The organism is Lactobacillus kalixensis DSM 16043, from assembly GCF_001434335.1.
GTDB classification, from domain to species: domain Bacteria; phylum Bacillota; class Bacilli; order Lactobacillales; family Lactobacillaceae; genus Lactobacillus; species Lactobacillus kalixensis.
In genome coordinates this window covers 86,344-107,455 of record NZ_AZFM01000004.1, presented here as the reverse complement: position 1 = coordinate 107,455, position 21,112 = coordinate 86,344, and the positions used below count along the sequence as shown (strand labels likewise).

Genomic DNA, 21,112 nt, shown 5'->3' with positions numbered 1-21,112 from the left:
GTAGAGCGCTTGACTGTTAATCAAGATGTCGTCAGTTCGAGTCTGACAGCCGGAGCTCGATGGAGTGTTGTCCGAGTGGCTTAAGGAGCATGATTGGAAATCATGTATACGGGTTTAATCCTGTATCGAGAGTTCAAATCTCTCACACTCCGTAATAGTTGAGTATTTGAACCTTCAGTGGAAGGTTCTTTTTATTTTCAATTGTTGTTGACATCTTAATTACTAACGGTATAATAAAAAAAGTGGTTCGCAAGAGTGTGAACATTTATTGGAGGATTAGCTCAGCTGGGAGAGCATCTGCCTTACAAGCAGGAGGTCACAGGTTCGAGCCCTGTATCCTCCATCGTTCTAAGACCGCCTTCAGGCGGTCTTTTTATTTTATATAGAACGAAGAAGAATATTATTTCAGTCGGTTCAAGTCCTGATAGGATTCATTTATTGAAGATGCCTTGTAACCGAATAGCTTTTAGCCTATATAGGGGGACTATTTATGGAAAAACGTTTATTTACTTCAGAATCTGTTTCTGAAGGTCATCCGGATAAGGTTGCTGATCAAATCTCTGATGCAATCTTAGATGCACTTTTAGAAAAAGATCCAAATTCTCACGTTGCTTGTGAGACGATTGTAACCACAGGTATGGTTTATGTCTTTGGTGAGATTTCAACTGATGCTTATGTTGACATTCAACATGTTGTTCGCGAAACTGTTTTAAAAATTGGTTATAATAGACCTGAATTAGGTTTTGATGGAAATAACTGTGCTGTTTTAGTTGATATTGATGAACAATCACCTGATATTGCAGGCGGTGTTGATAAATCTCTTGAAATGAGAGAAAACAAGTCTGACAATGATAAACTTGATCAAATTGGTGCAGGTGATCAGGGATTAATGTTTGGGTTTGCAATTAAGGAAACACCTGAACTGATGCCACTTCCAATTTCATTGGCACACAAGTTGATGAGAAGAGTTGCTTCATTGAGAAAAGACAATACTCTTGATTGGCTTCGTCCAGATGCCAAAGCTCAAGTAACTGTTGAGTACGATGAAGACAATAAACCTAAACGCGTTGATACTGTAGTTATTTCAACTCAAACAGATTCTGAAGTTTCGAATGACGAAATCCGTAAAGCAATGATTGATTTAGTAATTAAAGAAGTCATTCCTGCTAAATATCTTGATGATCAAACTAAGTTTTTGATTAATCCATCAGGACGTTTTGTTATTGGTGGTCCGAAGGGTGATTCAGGGTTAACTGGTCGTAAGATTATTGTTGATACCTATGGCGGTTATGCTCGCCATGGTGGTGGTGCTTTTTCAGGAAAGGATGCAACTAAGGTTGATCGCTCAGCTTCATATGCCGCTCGCTATGTTGCTAAAAATATTGTTGCTGCCGGCTTAGCATATCGGTGTGAAGTTCAACTTGCCTATGCAATTGGTGTTGCTAATCCGGTATCAATTATGATTGATACTGCAGGTACTGGTAAGGTTGATGATGGTTTATTAACTGAAGCAGTTCGTGAAGTATTCGATCTTCGCCCAGCCGGTATCATTGAAATGCTTGATCTTCGTCGTCCAATCTATGAACAAACTGCTGCATATGGTCACTTTGGTAGAACAGATATTGATTTACCTTGGGAAAAGACAGATAAGGTTCAAGAATTACTTGATTTTGTTAAAGAAAATAATTAATTAAAGGAAAAAGGGGCAATAAATAATGAAAAAAACAAACGTGCCAGTAGTCACGCTTGCAATTTTTATGACAACCTTTATGACTGCGATTGAAGGAACGATTGTTTCAACAGCAATGCCAACTATTGTTTCTGATCTTGATGGCTTGGAAATTATGAATTGGGTAGTTTCAATTTTCTTGCTCATGACAGCAGTGTCAACTCCTTTATACGGAAAACTGGCTGATAGCTTTGGGCGGAAGCCAGTTTTTTTGTTTGGAATTACACTTTTCGTAGTTGGGTCATCGCTCTGTGGAATTTCACAAAATATGATGGAATTAATTTTATTCAGAGTTATCCAAGGTTTAGGTTCCGGGGCTGTTCAGCCAGTAGCAATCACAATAATAGCTGATTTATTTACATTAGAAAAAAGAGCAAAAATGCTTGGATTGAATTCCGGATTTTGGGGAGTAGCATCTGTTATTGCACCTTTACTTGGTGGTTTCATCGTGCAACATTTGTCATGGCACTGGGTTTTCTATATTAATGTACCGATCGGAATTTTGGCCTTTTTGTTGGTCTTGATTTATTTAAAAGAACCAAAGCACAGTTCAAAATCTAAACTAGACCTTAAAGGCACTTTTTGGTTAGTAATTTTCTTACTTTCGTTAATGATCTTGCTTCAAGAATTGGGAAGTAGCAATAATTGGCTATTAATGGCTATACTAGCAATTTTAATAGTTCTAGCTACAATCATGTTTTATAGTGCAGAAAAGAAAGCACAAGACCCAATAATGCCGCTCAGTATGCTTAAAAACAAAGAGTTTGCGATGATCAATTTGATAACTCTTCTGATCAGTGGAGTAGTTATTGGCTTTGAATTCTACATTCCAACTTGGATACAGGGAATTAATGGAACTAACGCTTCTATGGCTGGTTTCGCCGTTACTCCAAGTTCATTAATGTGGATTGTTGGCTCATTTTTAATTGGCTGGATGCTCGGTAAGTGGGGAATAAAAAGAACGTATGACTACATGCTACTTATTTTAATTGCAGCTGATTTAGTCTTATTATTAGTCCCAATTTACGCACCATTTTGGGTATTTTGTATGATAGCAGCATTTAATGGAACAGCCTTTGGTGTAATCACTACTGCCTCCCAAGTTCGTTCACAAATTTTGGTAACAAAAGATGAAATTGGGGTAGCGACTAGCTTTAATACATTGATGAAGTATTTAGGTCAGACAATGATGGTTTCAATCTATGGAATTGCATTCAATACGGCGATTGCTCATCGATTAATTCAACACCCAGATCTTACTCAAAATATGATGAATCAAATCGTTTCTGCAGAAAAGGCTGCTAATTTGCCAAGTAATTTAGTTCCGCAATTACGAGAAGTACTATTTGGCGGATTAAAGAGTGTCTATGTGGTTTCGTTAATTGTAATTATTGTTTCCTTACTTCTTAATCAAACTTATCGAAAAAATAAAAATAATGTATAAAAATACCCCTGTTCGCGTCAAGTTTACGTAAACAGGGGTATTTTTAAATTCTTTTTTCTTCAATTAATTTTGGCTCAAGATAGAAATGGTAAAGGAATGAATACCCTAATAATACAAAGGTGATTCCTTCAAGCCAGCCGCCCATAACATCTGATGGGAAATGAACATGAAGCACAATTCTTGTGTAGCCGATTGTTAGTGAAAACAGAGCCCAGATGATAACTAAAATTGTCTTCAAGCTAGTGCTTTTAATAAGTAAAATTGTTAAAACAATTAACACTCCAAATAGCGCAGCACTTCCAACTGAGTGGCCTGAAGGGAAGCTATAACCATCTGCATATACCAAATGGCGAACCGTAGGACGAGGTCTTTGAACTACGTGTTTTAATATCCAATTAAAACCGTTAGCACAAATCATTACGCCTGCAGTAAACCAAGCATAGGCATATTGTTTGAAAACTAATAAAATAATAAACAAAATTATCGTTTCGACAACAATTGTACTTGTATTGCCAAGATTAGTGAAAGTTTTGGCAAAATTAATCAAACTTGTATTACTGGTATAAATAATTCCATTCATGGTTTTGTCAAAACTATGAATAACTTGAGAACTACTTGATACCAAATATGCCCAAAGGGCAAAAATCACCGTAAAAATAGCACTAGCAACTAGTGTATCTTTAGGGGGTCTTTTAGTATTAATCAAAAGATCTTCTCCTCTTGTCTTGTAATTTTTAGCATTTGTGGTAAATTATAATCATTATCTAAAAGAAAATAAAGGTCAGGAAGTAGTAATTAGCAATTTTTTTCAGAGAGAAGCTGGTTGGTGTAAAGCTTTAAAAGTTTCTGGTGAACTCGTCCTGAAAGATAAACCTTTCGTTGTGCTTCCGCGTTAAGGAGCAATAAGTGTCACATTATGTGGAACTTAGGTGGTACCGCGAGTAAATTCGTCCTATGATTTCTTAGAATCATAGGACTTTTTGTTTAGGAAGGAATAAATAATGTACAATCACAAGGTTGTTGAAAAGAAGTGGCAAAAATATTGGGCTGATCATGATACTTTTAAGACTGGTACGGATCCAAAGAAGAAAAATTATTATGCTTTAGACATGTTCCCATTTCCATCAGGTAAAGGTCTCCATGTTGGCCACCCAGAAGGTTATACGGCTACCGATATTATGTCAAGAATGAAGCGTGCACAAGGATACAATGTGTTGCATCCAATGGGTTGGGATGCATTTGGTCTTCCAACTGAACAATATGCTTTAAAGACTGGTGAAGATCCAGAAGTTGTAACTAAAGAAAATATTGCTAACTTTAAGCGTCAATTAAACACCTTAGGCTTTTCATATGATTGGGATCGTGAAGTAGCTACTAGTGATCCTAATTTTTACAAGTGGACTCAATGGGTATTTGAACAAATGTACAAGAAGGGCTTAGCATATGAAGCTGAGGTTCCTGTTAATTGGTCACCAGACTTAGGTACTGTTGTTGCTAATGAAGAAATAGTTGATGGTAAGACAGAACGTGGTGGTTATCCGGTATACCGTCGTAATATGAAGCAATGGATGCTTAAGATGACTGCCTATGCAGATAGATTACTTGAAGATCTAGATGACTTGGATTGGCCAGAACCAGTTAAGGAAATGCAAAGAAACTGGATCGGTCGTTCAGTTGGAGCCCAGGTTACTTTCAAGGTTAAAGATACTGATAAAACATTTGACGTATTTACTACTCGACCAGATACTTTGTTTGGTGTTTCTTACACTGTTTTGGCGCCAGAAAGCAAACTAGTTCAAGAGATTGTAACTCCTGAACAAAAGGCTGCAGTTGATGCCTACATTAAACAAATTGAATCTAAATCAGATCTTGAAAGAACAGATCTAAATAAGGATAAAACTGGTGTTTTCACTGGTGCATATGCAATTAACCCAGTAAACGGAAAAGAAGTTCCAATTTGGATTTCTGACTATGTTTTAGCAAGTTACGGTACTGGTGCTGTTATGGCGGTTCCTGCTCATGATGATCGTGATCATGCTTTTGCAGAAAAGTTTGGATTACCAATTAACCGTGTTATCGAAGGTGGAGATATTAGCAAAGAAGCCTTTACTGGGGATGGTGTCCATGTTAACTCAGAATTCTTAGATGGTCTTAACAATGATGATGCTAAGAAGAAGATGGTTGACTGGCTTGAAGAACACAATGTCGGTAAGCAAAAGGTTAACTACAAGCTTCGTGATTGGGACTTCAGTCGCCAACGCTACTGGGGTGAACCTATTCCAGTTATTCACTGGGAAGATGGTACTACCAGCTTGGTTCCAGAAGATGAACTTCCATTACGCTTGCCACATGCAACTAACATTAAGCCATCAGGTACTCCGGAAAGTCCTTTAGCAAACTTGACTGACTGGGTAAATGTTGTTGATGAAAATGGACGTAAAGGAAAGCGTGAGACCAATACTATGCCAAACTGGGCAGGTTCAAGTTGGTACTACATTCGCTACATTGATCCACATAATGATAAAGAATTAGCTGATTATGACTTGCTTAAGAAGTGGCTTCCAGTTGATTTATACATTGGTGGGGCAGAACACGCAGTTCGTCACCTTCTTTATGCAAGATTCTGGCATAAGGTTCTTTATGACTTAGGTGTTGTTCCAACTAAGGAACCATTCCAAAAGTTGTATAATCAAGGATTAATTCTTAAGAATCATGAAAAGATGTCTAAGTCTAAAGGAAATGTTGTTAATCCAGATGATGTTATCGAAGAATATGGTGCAGACTCACTTAGAATGTATGAAATGTTCATGGGACCATTAGATGCATCAATTGACTGGGATGATAACGGTCCTGCTTCAACTAAGAAGTTCTTAGATCGAGTATGGCGTTTATTTGTTAACGATTTAGATCTTAAGGCAATCCCTCAAGAGAGAATTGTTAATGAAAACGACGGTACTTTGGATAAGGTTTATAACGAAACTGTTAAGAAGGTTACTGAAGACTTTGATGCACTTCACTTTAATACTGCAATCAGTCAAATGATGGTTTTTGTTAATGCTGCTCAAAAAGCTAAGACAATTCCAAAGGAATATGCTGAGGGCTTTGTAAAATTGTTGGCACCAGTTGCTCCACACATGATGGAAGAAATCTGGGCAGTCTTCGGTCATGATGAATCAATTTCTTATGCAAAATGGCCTGAATATGATCCAGCTAAGTTAGTTGAATCAACTGTAGAAATTATGGTTCAGGTGAATGGTAAACTTCGTGGTAAGTTTCAAGCTGCTAAAGACACAGATAAAGATGAATTGCAAAAGCAAGCTTTAGATCAAGAACACGTTAAGAAGTTCGTTGAAGGTAAAGATATTAAGAAAGTTATTGTTATTCCTAACAAGATCGTTAATATCGTTGCCAAATAGTTTTAATTTTTCCTAAAATAAAGAAGATCGATACTGGATCTTTTCTCCAAAATTTATAATAAATTCAGAAGTAATAGGAAAGATTAAAGAGATTGATGGAAGAGAACGAAACAAATCTAAATGAAAAAAATACGCAGGAAACCTTTATAAAAGGATCTGCGTGGATGACTTTTGGTTCGATTGCCTCAAGAATATTGGGTGCGTTATATATCATTCCATGGTATGCATGGATGGGGCATTATGGCAATATTGCTAATGCTTTAACTGCCAGAAGTTATAATATTTACAGTATCTTTATTCTCATTTCAACTGCTGGTATTCCCGGAGCTGTGGCTAAGCAGGTAGCGAAATATAATGCACTAAATGAATACGGTATTGGAAGAAAACTGTTTAGAAAAGGCTTGATTCTGATGGCTGTTTTGGGTGTGATTTCAGCAGCTATTATGTATTTTGCGGCACCGATTCTAGCTTCTAATGGTAGCCAAAGTGATCCACGTCAAGTAGCAGTAATGCGAAGTTTATCGTATGCTATTTTGATTATTCCAATTTTGAGTATTATGCGTGGCTATTTCCAAGGTTATGCTGATATGATGCCGTCAGCCATGTCACAGTTTGTTGAGCAATTTGCTAGAGTTATTTGGATGCTTTTGACAGCATATGTCATCATGCAAGTTCAACATGGCTCATATGTTCATGCAGTTATTCAGTCGAATTTAGCAGCTGCCATTGGTGCAATTTTTGGAATTGCAATTTTACTATGGTTTTTGTTTACAAGACGACAAAGGTTAAATGATTTAGTTGCTAATTCTAATAATGCTATTCAAGTATCAACAGGTGGTTTATTTGCTGAAATTATTGAACAAGCGATTCCATTTATTATCATAGATGCCGGAATCCAACTATTTTATTTAGTTGATCAGTATTCATTTCACCCGATGATTGCAAGTTTAGTACATGCTAGCTCAGATACGATTGAAGGATGGTATGCACTATTTGCTCTGAATGCTAATAAATTAATTATGATTATTGTTTCCTTGGCAAGTGCGATGGCAGTAACGGCAATTCCGCTTTTGTCAGCGGCACATACTCAAGGCGACTATCGCAGTATTTCAAAGCAAATTAGCAATACACTTGATCTGTTCTTGTTTGTAATGATTCCTGCATCATTTGGGATGGCTGGAATTGCAACGCCAATTTATACGGTATTTTATAGCTATGATCCGTTAGGATCCAACGTTCTATATTTATCATCCTTTACTGCAATTACGTTAGGATTATTTACTGTTTTAATGGCAATTTTGCAAGGTTTATCTGAAAATGGACTTGCGATTAAATATTTAGTCATTGGGTTAATTATCAAATTTATTTTGCAATATCCAATGATATATCTATTTAAGGTCTATGGACCATTAACTTCAACTAATATTGGAATGCTAATAATTATTTTCCTAGCAATTAAGCATTTGGAATTTAGCTATGATTTCAATTTAGGAAGAACAGCTCGACGCTTTACCGGTATTGTTGTGTTTTCAGCAATGATGTTTGCGGTAGTTAAATTCGTGGTCTTTTTCGGTGGAAAATTCTTATCACCAGAAAGACGAATATCTGCCTTAGCGTTAGTTGTTTTAGCAGTTATTGCAGGAGTAATTGTTTACGGATTCATGGTCTTAAAAACGGGACTTTTGCAAAAAATTATGGGTAGCAAAGCAACCAGACTACTCAATAAGCTTCACATAAGTTAATAAAAATCTATTAAGGTGATGTATAAACGAAACCGTTTTAACTTGAAAGTCATAGAATATATCTAAAGAAATATATATTGATGACAATAGGTGAAAGATGGAAAAGTTTTTAGAATTTTTAAAGGCTAAGTTTTGTAAGCCGTTAATAAAAATAGATAATTCAGGTCTATATATGCCAGGAGAATGGGATAAGCCGCAAAAATAAGGTATCAAAAAACTGATTAGTTTCTTAGAACACTAATCAGTTTTTTAGTTATAAGTTGTTTCATAATTATGGAGCGTAATGCTTATGCTTTGTAGCATGATAATAAAACCACTCCAATTAATTCTATTGCTAAAAATGTTCCACCAATTGCCCATGTTAACATATAGATCATCTTCCTTTTTCTATTTTGATCCTTCTTCACCAACAATATAACACAAGTTACCATAAAATAAAAGCGCTTACATGAATCTGAAAAAGAAAATATAAATAATAAATGATTCGGTTGAAGTGTCACCAATTTTTTCTTGTAGTTCATCAATTAGAATTACGATAATTAAAAGTTATCAATTGCAACTAGTAATAAGTATTTATCAATGGTGGAAAATAGATTTAGAATATGAATAGTAAAAATAAAAGATATGAGGGGAAAAAATATGGCTAAAAATGAAGAAGAAGTAAAAAATAGTGTCTTTGGTTTTGGTGAAAGCAATGATGCTTATGCTAAATATTTTGTAGGTAAAAGTTACTTAAAGGGCTTAGCTTCAAGTAAAGACGCAAAAACTGGCGTTTCAAATGTTACTTTTGAACCTGGTTGTCGCAATAATTGGCATGGTGCTGCTAAAGATTCATGGTTTGCTCACATAGCTATTATGGTTGGTGAAGGAACAACAAAATGGTACGAACCAGTATCAGATGAAGACTATAACAAGTTAGGTTAAAATATTTTTTACTTAACTATTGAGGTATCCTATGTGATAGGGTGCCTTTTTTTGTGAAAAATAATAACAGAAACTATAATTTTTTAAGTCACTACTAAAGGAAAAATGTTAAACTAAAAATAACGTTAATGTTGAATTTTTTAAAATAGCAATCACAAAAAATATCGATATAGATTTAGATATAATATAATGATTGAATAATTGTCGTAGACCAGAGTAAGGTAAATCAAAATGACAGAGTTAAATTTAGAACATAATAATCCAAATGAAAATGGTCAGTATAGTCTTACAGTTAAAGTAACTGATGTTAAGACAAGTCAAGACTTACCACAATACACTGTTAATGTTACAGCAACACAAGCTGGGAAAGACTTTGAATATAATCAGGAAAAGGTTTTTGATGAATTAAGAACACAAGGTTATAAAATTTTGAATTCAACTGTAGCGATTCCAGATAAGATTATGGAATCTGATCAAGTTGTAAATATTTTTGTTGATCATGATATTAAAGAAATAAATCCTACTCAAGCTGGTAATGGCCTTAAGAATGTAGATCTTCAAAAAAATGTAACTAGAATCATTATTTATCAAGGCGCAAATGGCAATAATCCAGCAACTGTAACCGATACGCTTCACTTTGTTGGGAAAAGTTATTTTGACCAAGTTACTAAAAAATGGACTAATGCAATTGGGGATGAACTAGAAGATCAAACTCAGAACATTGAATGGAGTCATGAAGATGGTACGACTTTTAGAAGTGTAAATACGCCATTTATTGAAGGCTATCACGTTGAAAGTATTGTTAGTCCAGATGGAAAAAAATATGATGATGGTAAAGGTAATATTGCTGAAATGACAGATGTTGAGCAAACTTTAGGCAATATTATGATAACAGTCACTTATGCGCCAAATGGGCAATTAATCTTGGTTGATAAGGATGGTCAACAGCTTCCTGCAAGTGAGTCATATTCATTTCCAACTGATCCAGAAGATATTACCAAAATCACTGCGATTGCTTTACCTAGTATTGAAGGCTATCATCCAGCAAATGGTAAAGTTGGTGATTTAATTCAGCCAAAAGAAGATCCATCTCAAGATACAATGGTAATTTATTTATCTGGTTCAGGTACTGAACAGGCCGTTTATACGACTCCTAAAAATGATAGTAGCGAAAAAGGATTCTTAACGGTTGTTTTTCATGATGACATTATTGATGAAGATATTAACGTCAAGGAAGGCGTTGGATATACATCTGGGCAACAAATAATTGGTACACAGATTGAGTATGATCCAGCTGTTGATGTTGAAAAACTACGCAAGTTGGGATATGAAGTGGCAAAAAGTCAAGTTGAAATTCCAACCAAAATCCAAAAAGGTTATAATGTTTTTACTATCCATGTTAAACACCACATTTTGCATTTAGCAGGAAAACCTGGAGAGGAAGATCCGGAATATCCAAGTATTACACCACATGATGAAAGAATGGCTTTACACAAAGATATAAAGCGAATTATTCGTTTTATTAATGATCGCGGTCAATCTGTTAATGGTGCACCAGATGGTACCAGTGAAGTAGTTCAAGAAGTGCATTTTTATCGAACAGCGATAGTTGATCAAGTAACTGGTAAAGTATTAGGTTTTGAAATTAATGGCAATAAGCAAATTAGTTCAGAAAACAGTGAAAGTGCTTGGCAGTGCGAAGAAGATACTAATATCTTCCCTAAAGTAGTTGCAAAATATCCAGGTGATATTGGTTATTTCCAAATCACTCAAAAAGCAGTTGAACCGCAAGATAATGTCTTACCTTCAGATAAAGATGTAACTATTAAAATTGTTTATAGTCAAAGAATCAATAAGGGTGTTTCTGATACTTACTCAGCTATGCAAACTATTAAATTTGTTGGTGAAAAGGATAACCAATTACGTGAACCAATTATTGAAACAAAGACTGGTTTAATTGGGGACCACACTTTCAAAAGAATAAAAGTGCCAGTTATTGCGGGCTATGTTGCTGAGAAAGCCGAAGCAGGTGGATTGATAGTTAGTGAAGAAAAAACTAACGTCATGCAAAAAGTTGTTTACCATAAGGTGGGGAAAATTCTACCTGTAAACCCAATGGGCAAGCCAATTCCAAATGTAGATCGCCCAAATTATATTAATGATCCAGATGATGCTACGAAAGTTTTGACTGATCAAGATACTCCTATTTTGGATCAATGGAGTACTAATATTCCAAGTATTTCACCGGAGAATCCAACGCTAGATACTAAAGTACCATATATGAATGCTAGTGGCGGGATAGGGATGGAAGACATCGAAACAAAGCGTGCTCAAGATAAAACTAAGAGGATAGAAAAAGAAGCTGCTAAGGAATTTAAAGAAGCTGAAACTGACGATCAGGATGATAATGATTTGTTTGGTTTAGCTGTTGCCATTTTAGGATTAGCAAATTCAGATGAAGAAGATAATCCTGAAAATAACAGAGAAGATAAAGATAATACATAATAAGAAAAGCTGGAGCAATCCAGCTTTTTTTGCATGAAAAAACCACTAAGACTTCAGCAATAGATCTTAGTGGCCATGAAAATACAGATACAAATACGACAATTTCTAAAAATCTTTCGGATATTAAAAGATCTAACGGAGAAATTGTGTAAGCTAATCATAGTAGAATATTCCTACCGCCTATATCATACACTAAATACAGTTTTTTGACATAACAAAAAGTAAAATAATAATAGAGTAAACAAATTATTTAAACTTTTGAACTGTAATGTATGTGTAAAACCTGTGTATAGCCTATTGTAATAGTAGTTCCACGGTACTTTATTTTAAGATGTAAAAACAAAATACACTATGATCAAAGATGAAAGCGATTAACATTTGGAAATGAAGTGATAATATTGTCAAAAATAATGCTTGTAATGGTTTCACAAAGCTTTTGGCTAATATTTTCATGAAAATAGGTTATAATATGATCAGTAGAGTTTTTAAATGTGAGGCATAACAAAATGAAAAAAAGAAAGTTATTTACTGTATTAGCAGCTGCTGCTTTATTGACTAGCACAGGGGTAAGTTTGGCTGAAACTACTACACCAACTGTTCAAGCTGCTACAAAGAGTACTAAGAAGAACTATAAGAATCCAACTGTTAGTGTTAAGAAGGGTGCTCGTCTTTATAAGATTACTTTCAACAAAAAAGGCACTGCAGTTTCTAAGATTGTGCCAATGAAGAAGAATGGCCGTCAGCTTACCATGAAAGCTGTTAAGATGACTGCTAGCTGGTCAACTAAGTACAAAGGTGTAAATTACTACTACCTTGGCGGCAACTATGCAATTAGAACCAAGGATGCTAAAGTAATTAGCAAGAAGAAGGTTCCAACCTTAACTTCATTGATGAAGCAATCAAGAGATAAAGCAGTCGCAGCTTACAAGAAGAAGGCTGCAGATTGGCAAAGTAAAATTGATGCTGCAAAACCAAAGACATATACCGGTAAAGTAACTACTGCATCTATTTACTTCAACATGGATACCAGCACTGGTAAAGGTAGTAAAGCTGATTCAGAGATGCCAGTAGGTACTACTCTTACCATCTTGTTTAAAGATGACAATGCAATTAGCAGTAATAACCAAAAAGTTACCGCTTATTATGCAATGACAAGTGATAAGAAGTACATTTTGATTCCAGCAAGTGCAGTAACTTTGGATGATCCAAATGCTGCCGTTCTTACTAGTGAACAATACTCAGCAAGTAATAAGAATGCAAACGATCTTTATGAACAAGCTAAGAAAGACTTGAACATTAAAGACGACAATGCAAGTTCTAACAATAACTAATATTAATTATTAGTATGCAAAAAGAGGCTAAAGCCTCTTTTTTGTTTTAGCTAAAATAAAAGAGCTAGATATACTAGCTCTAAAGAATATGCCCCGAAAAAGATTCGAACTTTCACTCAGTTGCCTGAACAGCGACCTGAACGCTGCGCGTCTGCCAATTCCGCCATCGGGGCAAAGTTAATGAACAACTTCTCATCTATAATACCAAATATTTGGTAAAATGGAAATAAATATCTAAGATAACGAAAGTATGTTTTGTTCGCTTAAAGGAAGGTTTTATGAGAATTAAGACGAAAATAAAAAAAATAGTAATTATACTTGTTGCAGCACTTACAATGTGTTCAACTGCAGCAATAGCAAGCCCAGTTTTTGCAAGCAGTAATGTAAGTTCATATCGACAAAATGATTTAAGCCTGGATGTTAAATCTGCTTTAGCAATCGACAGTAATTCAGGGCAAATTTTATATGCTCAAAACGCAAATAAAATATTACCAATTGCATCAATGACAAAATTAATTACTGTTTACTTAACTTTACAAGCCATAAAGAATAAGCAAATTTCTTGGAATACGAAAGTTACACCAACTGATAACATTGTAAAGGTAGCTAACAATTCTGAATATTCAAATGTTCCATTGAAAAAGGGTCATTCATACACTATTAGACAATTGTATCAAGCAACTTTAATTGAATCAGCTAACGGTGCGGCAATGTGTTTAGCTAAAGCAGTTGCTGGTTCTCAAGAAGCTTTTGTTAAACAGATGCGTACTCAGGTGAAAAAGTGGGGCATTACTGATGCCAAACTTTACACAGTTTGTGGGTTGCCTAATGGTAATGTAGGTTCAGATGCTTATCCTGGAGTAAGTAAAGATGCAGAAAATCTTATGTCTGCTCGTGATATGGCAATTGTTGGTCAAAGACTTATTGACGATTTTCCAGCAGTTTTAAATACTACTAAAATTGCCAAAATGAATTTCAAAGATGGCAATCAAACTACTCAAATGAGCAACTTTAACTGGATGTTAAAAGGTTTGTCTCAATATGATGCAAACTTATCAGTAGATGGTCTTAAAACCGGTACTACCGATAAGGCAGGTGCTTGCTTTATCGGTACAGCTGTTCACCAAGGTGGCAGAATTATCACTGTAGTTATGGGTGCTCGCCACCAAGATGGTACAGATCCTTCAAGATTTATTCAAACTAAACGTTTAATGCGCTGGATTTATAAGAATTATAATGCGATTAACTTGAATGCTGGAAGCACTTTGGGAAAGGCACAAAGTGTTCGCGTAGCAGATGGTAAGCAGCTTGATACTAATGTTGGTTTGAAGAGTAAGACTACTATTTGGGATCCAGTTGATGGTAAAAATGTAACTGCTTCTTTAACTAAAAAAACTGCAGATGCACCAATAAATAAGGGGCAAGTTATAAGCCAATACCAATTCAAATCAGGATCTGATAAATTGGTTTCGCTTGAGCAGCCAAATGGAATGCGGGTTGATGCACAAGCTTTATCTGCTAATAGCAAGGCCAATGTTTTTGTTAGATTTTGGCGCTGGATTACTGGAGTAAGATAAAATGACTGATGAAATTACAATTTCAGAAGATATTTTAAAAAAAGTAATTAAGCTTAGAAAAAGTAATACCCACAAGGGAAATTACGGAAGAATTCTTTTGATTGGTGGTAGTGAAAACTACGGTGGCGCAATCATCATGGCAACTGAAGGTGCACTGAATGCAGGTGCTGGTTTGATTGCTGTTGCTACACATTCAATTAACTTAACTGCACTCCACGCTCGTGATCCCGAAGCAATGTATATTGATTGGAAAGACAATAAATTGGCTTCTTTAGTTCCTCAAATGGATGTTATTGTCTGTGGGCCAGGTCTTGGTACTGGAGATCAAGCGAAACGATTATTAGTGATGCTAAAAGAAAAAATCACCCCAGATCAAACCTTGGTATTAGACGCTAGTGCGATCGATTTAATTAGTGAAGATAAAAATCTTCTGCCAGTAAAAGCTGGCCACTTAATATTTACGCCCCATCAAATGGAATGGCAGCGATTAAGTGGGATCAGAATTGAATTCCAAACAGATCAAGCTAATTTGACCGCTTTGCATCATCTTGCACAAAATAACAATGCAACCTTGGTTTTGAAATCTAATCATACACATGTCTATAGTGAATATGGCACCGTATATGTCAACAGAATTGGTAATCCAGGAATGGCAACGGGTGGCACCGGTGATACACTTGCTGGAATTATCGGAGGCTTTATTGCCCAATTTGGCCCAAATCCTGATACAATTTTAGCAGCGGTCTATTTACATTCATTAGCAGGTGATCTAATTTATCAAGATCATTACCTAGTTAAACCTACCCAAATTTCATCATTACTACCTAAGCTAATGAAAAAATATGCCGACTTAAATTAACAGAATGAGAATGAAAACTTATGAAAAAACGTATCCTAATTGCTATTGTCGTCATTTTAGCGATAGTTGGATTAGCTAAAGCATGCATTCCTAAAGCCGATAGTCAGAATGAAGTTAAAACTACTCAAAAAGCTAAAAAGACACGTAAGAATGTTTCAGAAGCTGAAGCTGCACGACCATATAAAGATCCAGCTGATCTGGCTCCGGAGGGTAGTTGGAATATTAAAAGTGAAAAGAAAAAATATCCTAATATCAAAAATGCAAAAGATATTGTCATCAGAGTATCTTTGAAGGGTAATAGAACTTACATCATTAAACGTGGTCATATCGTTTACACTATGCTTTCAACGGGTGGAATTTTTAAAAAAGGCAAATCCTTAACGCCAACTGGTAGCTTTAAAATTCGAGATTCAAAAGGCGATTCTTTCTTTAACTATAATTTGAATGAAGGAGCAAACAATTGGACTAGTTGGGATCCTAAAGATCAAAATATTTATTTGTTCCACTCAGTTCCTACTAAAGATGATGGTGAGTACAATATGAAGGAAGCAAGAAAACTGGGCCGAACACAAGGCTCACACGGCTGCGTTAGATTAAGCGTGCCAGATTCTAAATGGCTCATGGATCATGTGCAACCTGGAACTAAGGTCATAATTGAGAACAACTAAAGTGATAATTGAAAATAAATAGTAGCCATAACCCCTTTTTCCTGCTATAATCATGACGAATGTGTTAACAGTAGTAGATATTTTTGGAATACAGCGAGCCTGGATTTGGTGGAAGCCAGGTCGAAGAGGATATTGAAGGCGTGGTTAACTAGATAAAATAAAGATTTAAATAAGCGGATACTTTGTATCAAATAGAGTGGTACCGCGGGTAAAAACTCGTCTCTTTCTACAATCGTAGAAAGGGACTTTTTTGTTTTAGAAAAGGAGATTTGCATGAACTTTAAAACTGAAGTTGTTGACTTAATCAGCAGCCAAGTTGATTTACCAAAAGAAAAAATTGATGCCTTAATTGAACGTCCTAAAAATGCAAAGATGGGTGACTATGCCTTCCCATGTTTTGCTTTATCAAAGATTTTACGTAAGAATCCTGCAGAAATTGCAAGCGAAATTGCTGAAAAGATTTCAAGTGATGATTTTGCAAGTATTAAGGCAGTTGGACCATATGTTAACTTCTCAATTAATCACCAAAAGTTAATTGCTTCTACTTTAGATGAAATTTTAGATAAAAAAGAACACTATGGTGATCAAAAATTGGGTGAAGGTAATGTTCCAATCGATATGTCTTCACCAAACATTGCTAAGCCAATGTCAATGGGGCACCTTCGCTCAACTGTAATTGGTAACTCAATTGCTAAGACTATGAAGAAAGTTGGCTACACACCAATTAAGATTAACTATCTTGGTGACTACGGTACTCAATTTGGTAAGTTAATTGCGGCTTACAAGCACTGGGGTAATGAAGAAGACGTTAAGAAAGATCCAATTATGAATCTTTTCCATTACTACGTTCGCTTCCACCAAGAAGCAGAAGAAAATCCTGAGCTTGAAACAGAAGGTCGTGAATGGTTCAAGAAGCTTGAAGAAGGAGATCCAGAAGCAGTTAAGCTTTGGAAGTGGTTCAGAGAAGTTTCACTTGAAGACTTCAAGCGGATCTACAAGGAACTTGGCGTAACTTTTGACTCATACAATGGTGAAGCATTCTTTAATGACAAGATGCAACCAGTTATTGATGAATTGAAGGAAAAAGGTCTTCTTCATGAATCCCGCGGTGCTCAAGTTGTTGATATGGGTGAAGATGAAAACCCAGCAATTATTGTTAAGTCAGATGGTACTTCAATTTACTTAACTCGTGACTTAGCAGCAGCTGAATGGAGAATGAAAGAATACAACTTCGTTAAGATGCTCTACGTTGTTGGTAACGAACAAGCACAACACTTCGTTGAACTTAAGACTGTCTTGAAGAAGATGGGCTATGATTGGGCTGATGAAATTCACCACATTCCATTTGGTTTGATTACTCAAGGTGGTAAGAAGCTTTCAACTAGAAAAGGTAACGTTGTCTTCTTAGATCAAGTGTTGAAGGATGCTGTTAGCCTTGCTGAAAAGCAAATTGAAGAAAAGAATCCAAACTTGGCAGATAAAGAACAAGTTGCCCACGATGTTGGTGTTGGTGCCGTTGTCTTCCACGATTTGAAGAATGATCGCTTGGATAACTTTGACTTTGACTTACAAGAAGTTGTACGTTTTGAAGGTGACACTGGTCCTTATGTTCAATACACTAACGCTCGTGCACAGAGTGTCTTGAGAAAGGCTGCAGCCAAAGGTGAAAAGCCAAGCTTAGATAATATTGAATTGAGTGATGACTGGTCATTTGACGTTGCTAAGGCTTTGGCTGACTTCCCAAGAATCATTGCTCGCGCAAGTGATAAGTTTGAACCTTCGATTATTGCTAAGTACGCACTTGATTTAGCTAAGAAGTTTAACAAATACTATGCAAATGTGAAGATCTTAACTGAAGATGATCAAATTTCTGCTAGATTAGCATTAGTTGAAGCAACTTCAATTGTTTTAACTGAAGCTCTTCGCCTCTTGGGTGTAAACGCTCCAAAGGAAATGTAATTTAGATTTAATGAAAAGTAATTAAAAACGTTTACATTGGGCTGAAAGATTGTTCAAATCTTCATAAAAGGGTACAATTAGCATGTAAGATATTTAGGAGGTATTTTTAATGGCTTATTTCGATAATGGTAACCAAATCTTTAAAGATGCTCGTAGAGAACATTATGCAGTAGGTGCTTACAACACTAACAACTTGGAATGGACTCGTGCAGAACTTCGTGCTGCTGAAGAAACTAGAACTCCACTTCTTATCCAAGTTTCAACTGGTGCTGCTAAGTACATGGGTGGCTACAAGTTCGTTAAGGACATGGTAGCTGACCAAATGGATGCAATGAACATTTCTGTTCCAGTTATCTTGAACTTGGACCACGGTGACTTTGAATCAGCTAAGGAATGTATTGCACTTGGCTACTCATCAGTTATGTTTGATGGTCACGCACTTCCAACTGAAGAAAACTTAGCTAAGACTAAGGAAATCATTAAGTTGGCACACGAACGTGGTATCTCAGTTGAAGCTGAAATTGGTAAGATTGGTGAAAACCAAGGCGGTGGTGAATTAGCATCTGTTGAAGACGCTAAGGCATTCGTTGCTGCTGGTGTTGACAAGCTTGCTTGTGGTATTGGTAACATCCACGGTGTATACCCAGCTGACTGGAAGGGTCTTAACTTTGACCGTTTGAAGGAAATTGCTGAAGCTGTTCCTGAAACTCCACTTGTATTGCACGGTGGTTCAGGTATTCCTGAAGACCAAATCAAGAAGGCTATCCAACTTGGTATTGCTAAGGTTAACATTAACACTGAATTCCAATTGGCATTCCAAGAAGCTACTCGTAAGTACTTCGAAGCTGAAAAGGACTTGGACAAGGACAACAAGGGTTACGACCCACGTAAGTTGTTATTACCAGGTACTGAAGCAATCACTGACAAGATGAAGGAAATGATTGCTTGGTTAGGTACTAAGACTATCGATGACGAACTTAAGGATGCTTCATTCGACCGTTCATCATTGAACGAAGAATAATCATTTGATTATTAATTAGATTAAGAGACTGATGTTGTAAAATGTCAGCCTCTTTTTTTATAATAAAAATAAAAAGAAAAGAGCAAAAATATGACAGAACACAAAATAGATGCTGTAAGTGGTGCATCAGAAACTGAAAGAATTGAAGAAGCACAAGTTGATCATTGGCCAGGTCCTAAAGGGATGATCCCTGTAACTAGTGGTCAAGCAGATGATGCTAATGTTCATAATCGCTATTATTTGGATAGCTTATTAGTTGAGATGAGAGTAATTGACTCAGTAGAGCCTGATTTAACCACTACTATTTTGGGCAAAAATTATGCTTCACCGTTGATGCCAGCTGCTTTATCACATTTGAATAAAGTCTTACCAGATAAAAGCAGGAAGCCAATGCAAGAAAAAGCCCGTGCTGCCTGCAATTTAAGCTTACTGAATTGGATTGGAATGGAGTCCAATGAAGAGTATGGCGAAATTGTGGCTGAAGGTGGCGATACTGTTCGCATTATCAAACCTTTTGCTGATCATCAAAAAATTCTAGATGAAATTAAATATGCTGAAAAGCATCATGCCGTTGCAGTGGGGATTGACATTGATCATGTTGCAGGTAAGGATGGAAAATATGACGTAGTTGATGGTATTCCATTGGGGTCAATCACAATGGCTGATTTGAAGAAATATGCTGAAAGTACTGATTTGCCATTCATTGCTAAAGGCGTATTATCAGTTTCTGACGCGTTAAAAGCTCGTCAAGCTGGTTGTAAGGCAATCGTTGTTTCTCACCACCATGGCCGTGTTCCGTTTGGTATTCCGCCACTTTCAGTCTTGCAAAGTATTAAGAAGTCATTAACTGGTAGTGGAATGCAAATCTTTGTTGATGGCTCTTTAATGAGTGGATACGATGCATACAAAGCTTTAGCGTTAGGAGCAGATGCTGTTTTAATTGGACGCGGTATTTTGTCTGAACTACTTAAAGATGGCGAAAAAGCTGTTGAAGCAAAACTACAAAAGATGAATGAACAATTAGCGGAATTGATGATGTATACTGGCGTCAAAGATACTAAGTCATTTGATCCAAGTGTTTTACATAAAGAAAATTAGAAAAAAAGACGAATTTCAAAACGAAATTCGTCTTTTTGTTTTTTATAATCCAAATGCTAATTTATACATAAATACTCCGAAGATACCACCAAGGATAGGTGCTACAACAGGAACCCAACTGTATTCCCAGTGTGCTGAGCCTTTATGTGGTAATGGGAAGAATGCATAAACAATTCTTGGACCCAAGTCTCTTGCAGGATTTAAAGCAGGACCAGTAGGACCACCAACAGCCATAACAAGTCCAGTGATAAGGAAACCAACACCAATGTTGGCAATATCTTCTGATTGTTTGAAGAACATTCCACGGTATAAACCAACTGCAACAAAGAGTAAAATTGCAGTACCAACAAATTCAGTAATAAAACCATTCAAGTTACTATTGTTAGCATCGTGGGTAGCAAAACTTGCTAATACTTCTTCATCGTTTTCAGTTTTAGCAATGTGTGGCCAGTAAACAAGAACAACTAAAATTTGACCAATAATTGCTCCAAGCATTTGTGCAATAAGGTAAGGTGCTACTTGAATCCATGGAAATGCTCCAGCAGCAGCTTGTGCAATAGTAACAGCAGGATTTAAGTGGTTACCAGAAATTGATCCAAACATCATTGCTGGAAGCATAACCCCAAAGCCGAAACTGAAGGCGATTAACAACCAACCACCATTAGCTTGACCGTCTCGACTGTTACCACCAGTTCCTTTTAAGACAGAATTGGCAACAGCACCGTTACCAAATACAACCAAAATAATTGTGCCGAAAAATTCAGCAAAATACTTCATCATCCAAGTATGTTCCATAATAGATACTTTTTGCTCCTCTAGAAAAAATAAGTGAAAAATAC

Annotated in this window: 15 protein-coding genes, 3 tRNA genes, 1 riboswitch and 1 other annotated feature; of the genes, 15 read left to right on the top strand and 3 right to left on the bottom strand. The window is 36.1% G+C overall.

Annotated elements, in window-relative coordinates; translation table 11 throughout:
- Window positions 1-61 precede the first annotated feature (61 nt).
- The 4 genes from FC46_RS02530 to FC46_RS02515 all read left to right on the top strand — a co-directional run bounded on the left by FC46_RS02530 (window position 62) and on the right by FC46_RS02515 (window position 3,173).
- Window positions 62-152, top strand: a tRNA-Ser gene (locus FC46_RS02530).
- Window positions 153-270: 118 nt separating this feature from the next.
- Window positions 271-343: transfer RNA gene (locus tag FC46_RS02525), tRNA-Val, on the top strand.
- A 64-nt stretch (window positions 344-407) separates the two neighbouring features.
- Window positions 408-493: riboswitch (SMK box riboswitch) on the top strand.
- On the top strand, window positions 491-1,690 hold the full coding sequence (gene metK / locus FC46_RS02520) for a methionine adenosyltransferase (protein ID WP_057797507.1): 1,200 nt from the start codon (window positions 491-493) through the stop codon (window positions 1,688-1,690). (Overlaps the previous riboswitch by 3 nt.)
- Before the next feature lie 25 nt (window positions 1,691-1,715).
- A complete protein-coding gene (locus FC46_RS02515) occupies window positions 1,716-3,173 on the top strand; it encodes an MDR family MFS transporter (RefSeq protein WP_057797505.1) in 1,458 nt (485 codons plus the stop codon).
- A gap of 43 nt (window positions 3,174-3,216) precedes the next feature.
- Here FC46_RS02515 and FC46_RS02510 read toward each other — a convergent pair whose 3' ends face one another.
- Window positions 3,217-3,879, bottom strand: a complete 663-nt coding sequence (locus FC46_RS02510; protein ID WP_057797503.1) for a phosphatase PAP2 family protein — start codon at window positions 3,877-3,879, stop codon at window positions 3,217-3,219.
- A 69-nt stretch (window positions 3,880-3,948) separates the two neighbouring features.
- Window positions 3,949-4,131, top strand: a binding site (T-box leader).
- A 43-nt stretch (window positions 4,132-4,174) separates the two neighbouring features.
- Here FC46_RS02510 and leuS point away from each other — a divergent pair.
- From leuS to FC46_RS02485, 5 genes are all read left to right on the top strand, one after another.
- A complete protein-coding gene (leuS, locus tag FC46_RS02505; protein ID WP_057797501.1) occupies window positions 4,175-6,589 on the top strand; it encodes a leucine--tRNA ligase in 2,415 nt (804 codons plus the stop codon).
- Window positions 6,590-6,684: 95 nt separating this feature from the next.
- Window positions 6,685-8,331, top strand: a complete 1,647-nt coding sequence (locus tag FC46_RS02500; RefSeq protein ID WP_057797499.1) for a putative polysaccharide biosynthesis protein — start codon at window positions 6,685-6,687, stop codon at window positions 8,329-8,331.
- 639 nt (window positions 8,332-8,970) lie between these two features.
- On the top strand, window positions 8,971-9,255 hold the full coding sequence (locus FC46_RS02495) for a cupin domain-containing protein (protein ID WP_057797496.1): 285 nt from the start codon (window positions 8,971-8,973) through the stop codon (window positions 9,253-9,255).
- A gap of 231 nt (window positions 9,256-9,486) precedes the next feature.
- A complete protein-coding gene (locus FC46_RS02490; RefSeq protein WP_057797494.1) occupies window positions 9,487-11,760 on the top strand; it encodes a mucin-binding protein in 2,274 nt (757 codons plus the stop codon).
- Window positions 11,761-12,266: 506 nt separating this feature from the next.
- Window positions 12,267-13,091, top strand: a complete 825-nt coding sequence (locus FC46_RS02485) for a hypothetical protein (RefSeq protein ID WP_057797492.1) — start codon at window positions 12,267-12,269, stop codon at window positions 13,089-13,091.
- Between the two features lie 89 nt (window positions 13,092-13,180).
- Here the strand turns inward: FC46_RS02485 and FC46_RS02480 are convergent.
- Window positions 13,181-13,264 (bottom strand) — tRNA-Leu (locus FC46_RS02480).
- A 105-nt stretch (window positions 13,265-13,369) separates the two neighbouring features.
- On the opposite strand from FC46_RS02480, the gene FC46_RS02475 reads away from it, so the two are divergent.
- From FC46_RS02475 to FC46_RS02450, 6 genes are all read left to right on the top strand, one after another.
- On the top strand, window positions 13,370-14,668 hold the full coding sequence (locus tag FC46_RS02475) for a serine hydrolase (RefSeq protein ID WP_057797490.1): 1,299 nt from the start codon (window positions 13,370-13,372) through the stop codon (window positions 14,666-14,668).
- 1 nt (window position 14,669) lies between these two features.
- Entirely contained in the window at window positions 14,670-15,527 is an 858-nt protein-coding gene (locus tag FC46_RS02470) for an NAD(P)H-hydrate dehydratase (protein WP_057797488.1), read from the top strand.
- Between the two features lie 20 nt (window positions 15,528-15,547).
- Window positions 15,548-16,195 (top strand): L,D-transpeptidase, encoded by a 648-nt coding sequence (locus FC46_RS02465; protein ID WP_057797486.1) that lies wholly within the window; start codon window positions 15,548-15,550, stop codon window positions 16,193-16,195.
- 273 nt (window positions 16,196-16,468) lie between these two features.
- On the top strand, window positions 16,469-18,154 hold the full coding sequence (argS, locus tag FC46_RS02460; protein WP_057797483.1) for an arginine--tRNA ligase: 1,686 nt from the start codon (window positions 16,469-16,471) through the stop codon (window positions 18,152-18,154).
- A 109-nt stretch (window positions 18,155-18,263) separates the two neighbouring features.
- The gene (locus FC46_RS02455; protein WP_057797481.1) at window positions 18,264-19,175 is read left to right on the top strand and encodes a class II fructose-bisphosphate aldolase; all 912 of its coding nucleotides are present in this window, start codon (window positions 18,264-18,266) and stop codon (window positions 19,173-19,175) included.
- 90 nt (window positions 19,176-19,265) lie between these two features.
- On the top strand, window positions 19,266-20,273 hold the full coding sequence (locus tag FC46_RS02450; RefSeq protein WP_083478003.1) for an alpha-hydroxy-acid oxidizing protein: 1,008 nt from the start codon (window positions 19,266-19,268) through the stop codon (window positions 20,271-20,273).
- Window positions 20,274-20,315: 42 nt separating this feature from the next.
- On the opposite strand, the gene FC46_RS02445 is transcribed toward FC46_RS02450, so the two are convergent.
- The gene (locus tag FC46_RS02445) at window positions 20,316-21,068 is read right to left on the bottom strand and encodes an MIP/aquaporin family protein (protein ID WP_057797479.1); all 753 of its coding nucleotides are present in this window, start codon (window positions 21,066-21,068) and stop codon (window positions 20,316-20,318) included.
- Window positions 21,069-21,112 lie beyond the last annotated feature (44 nt).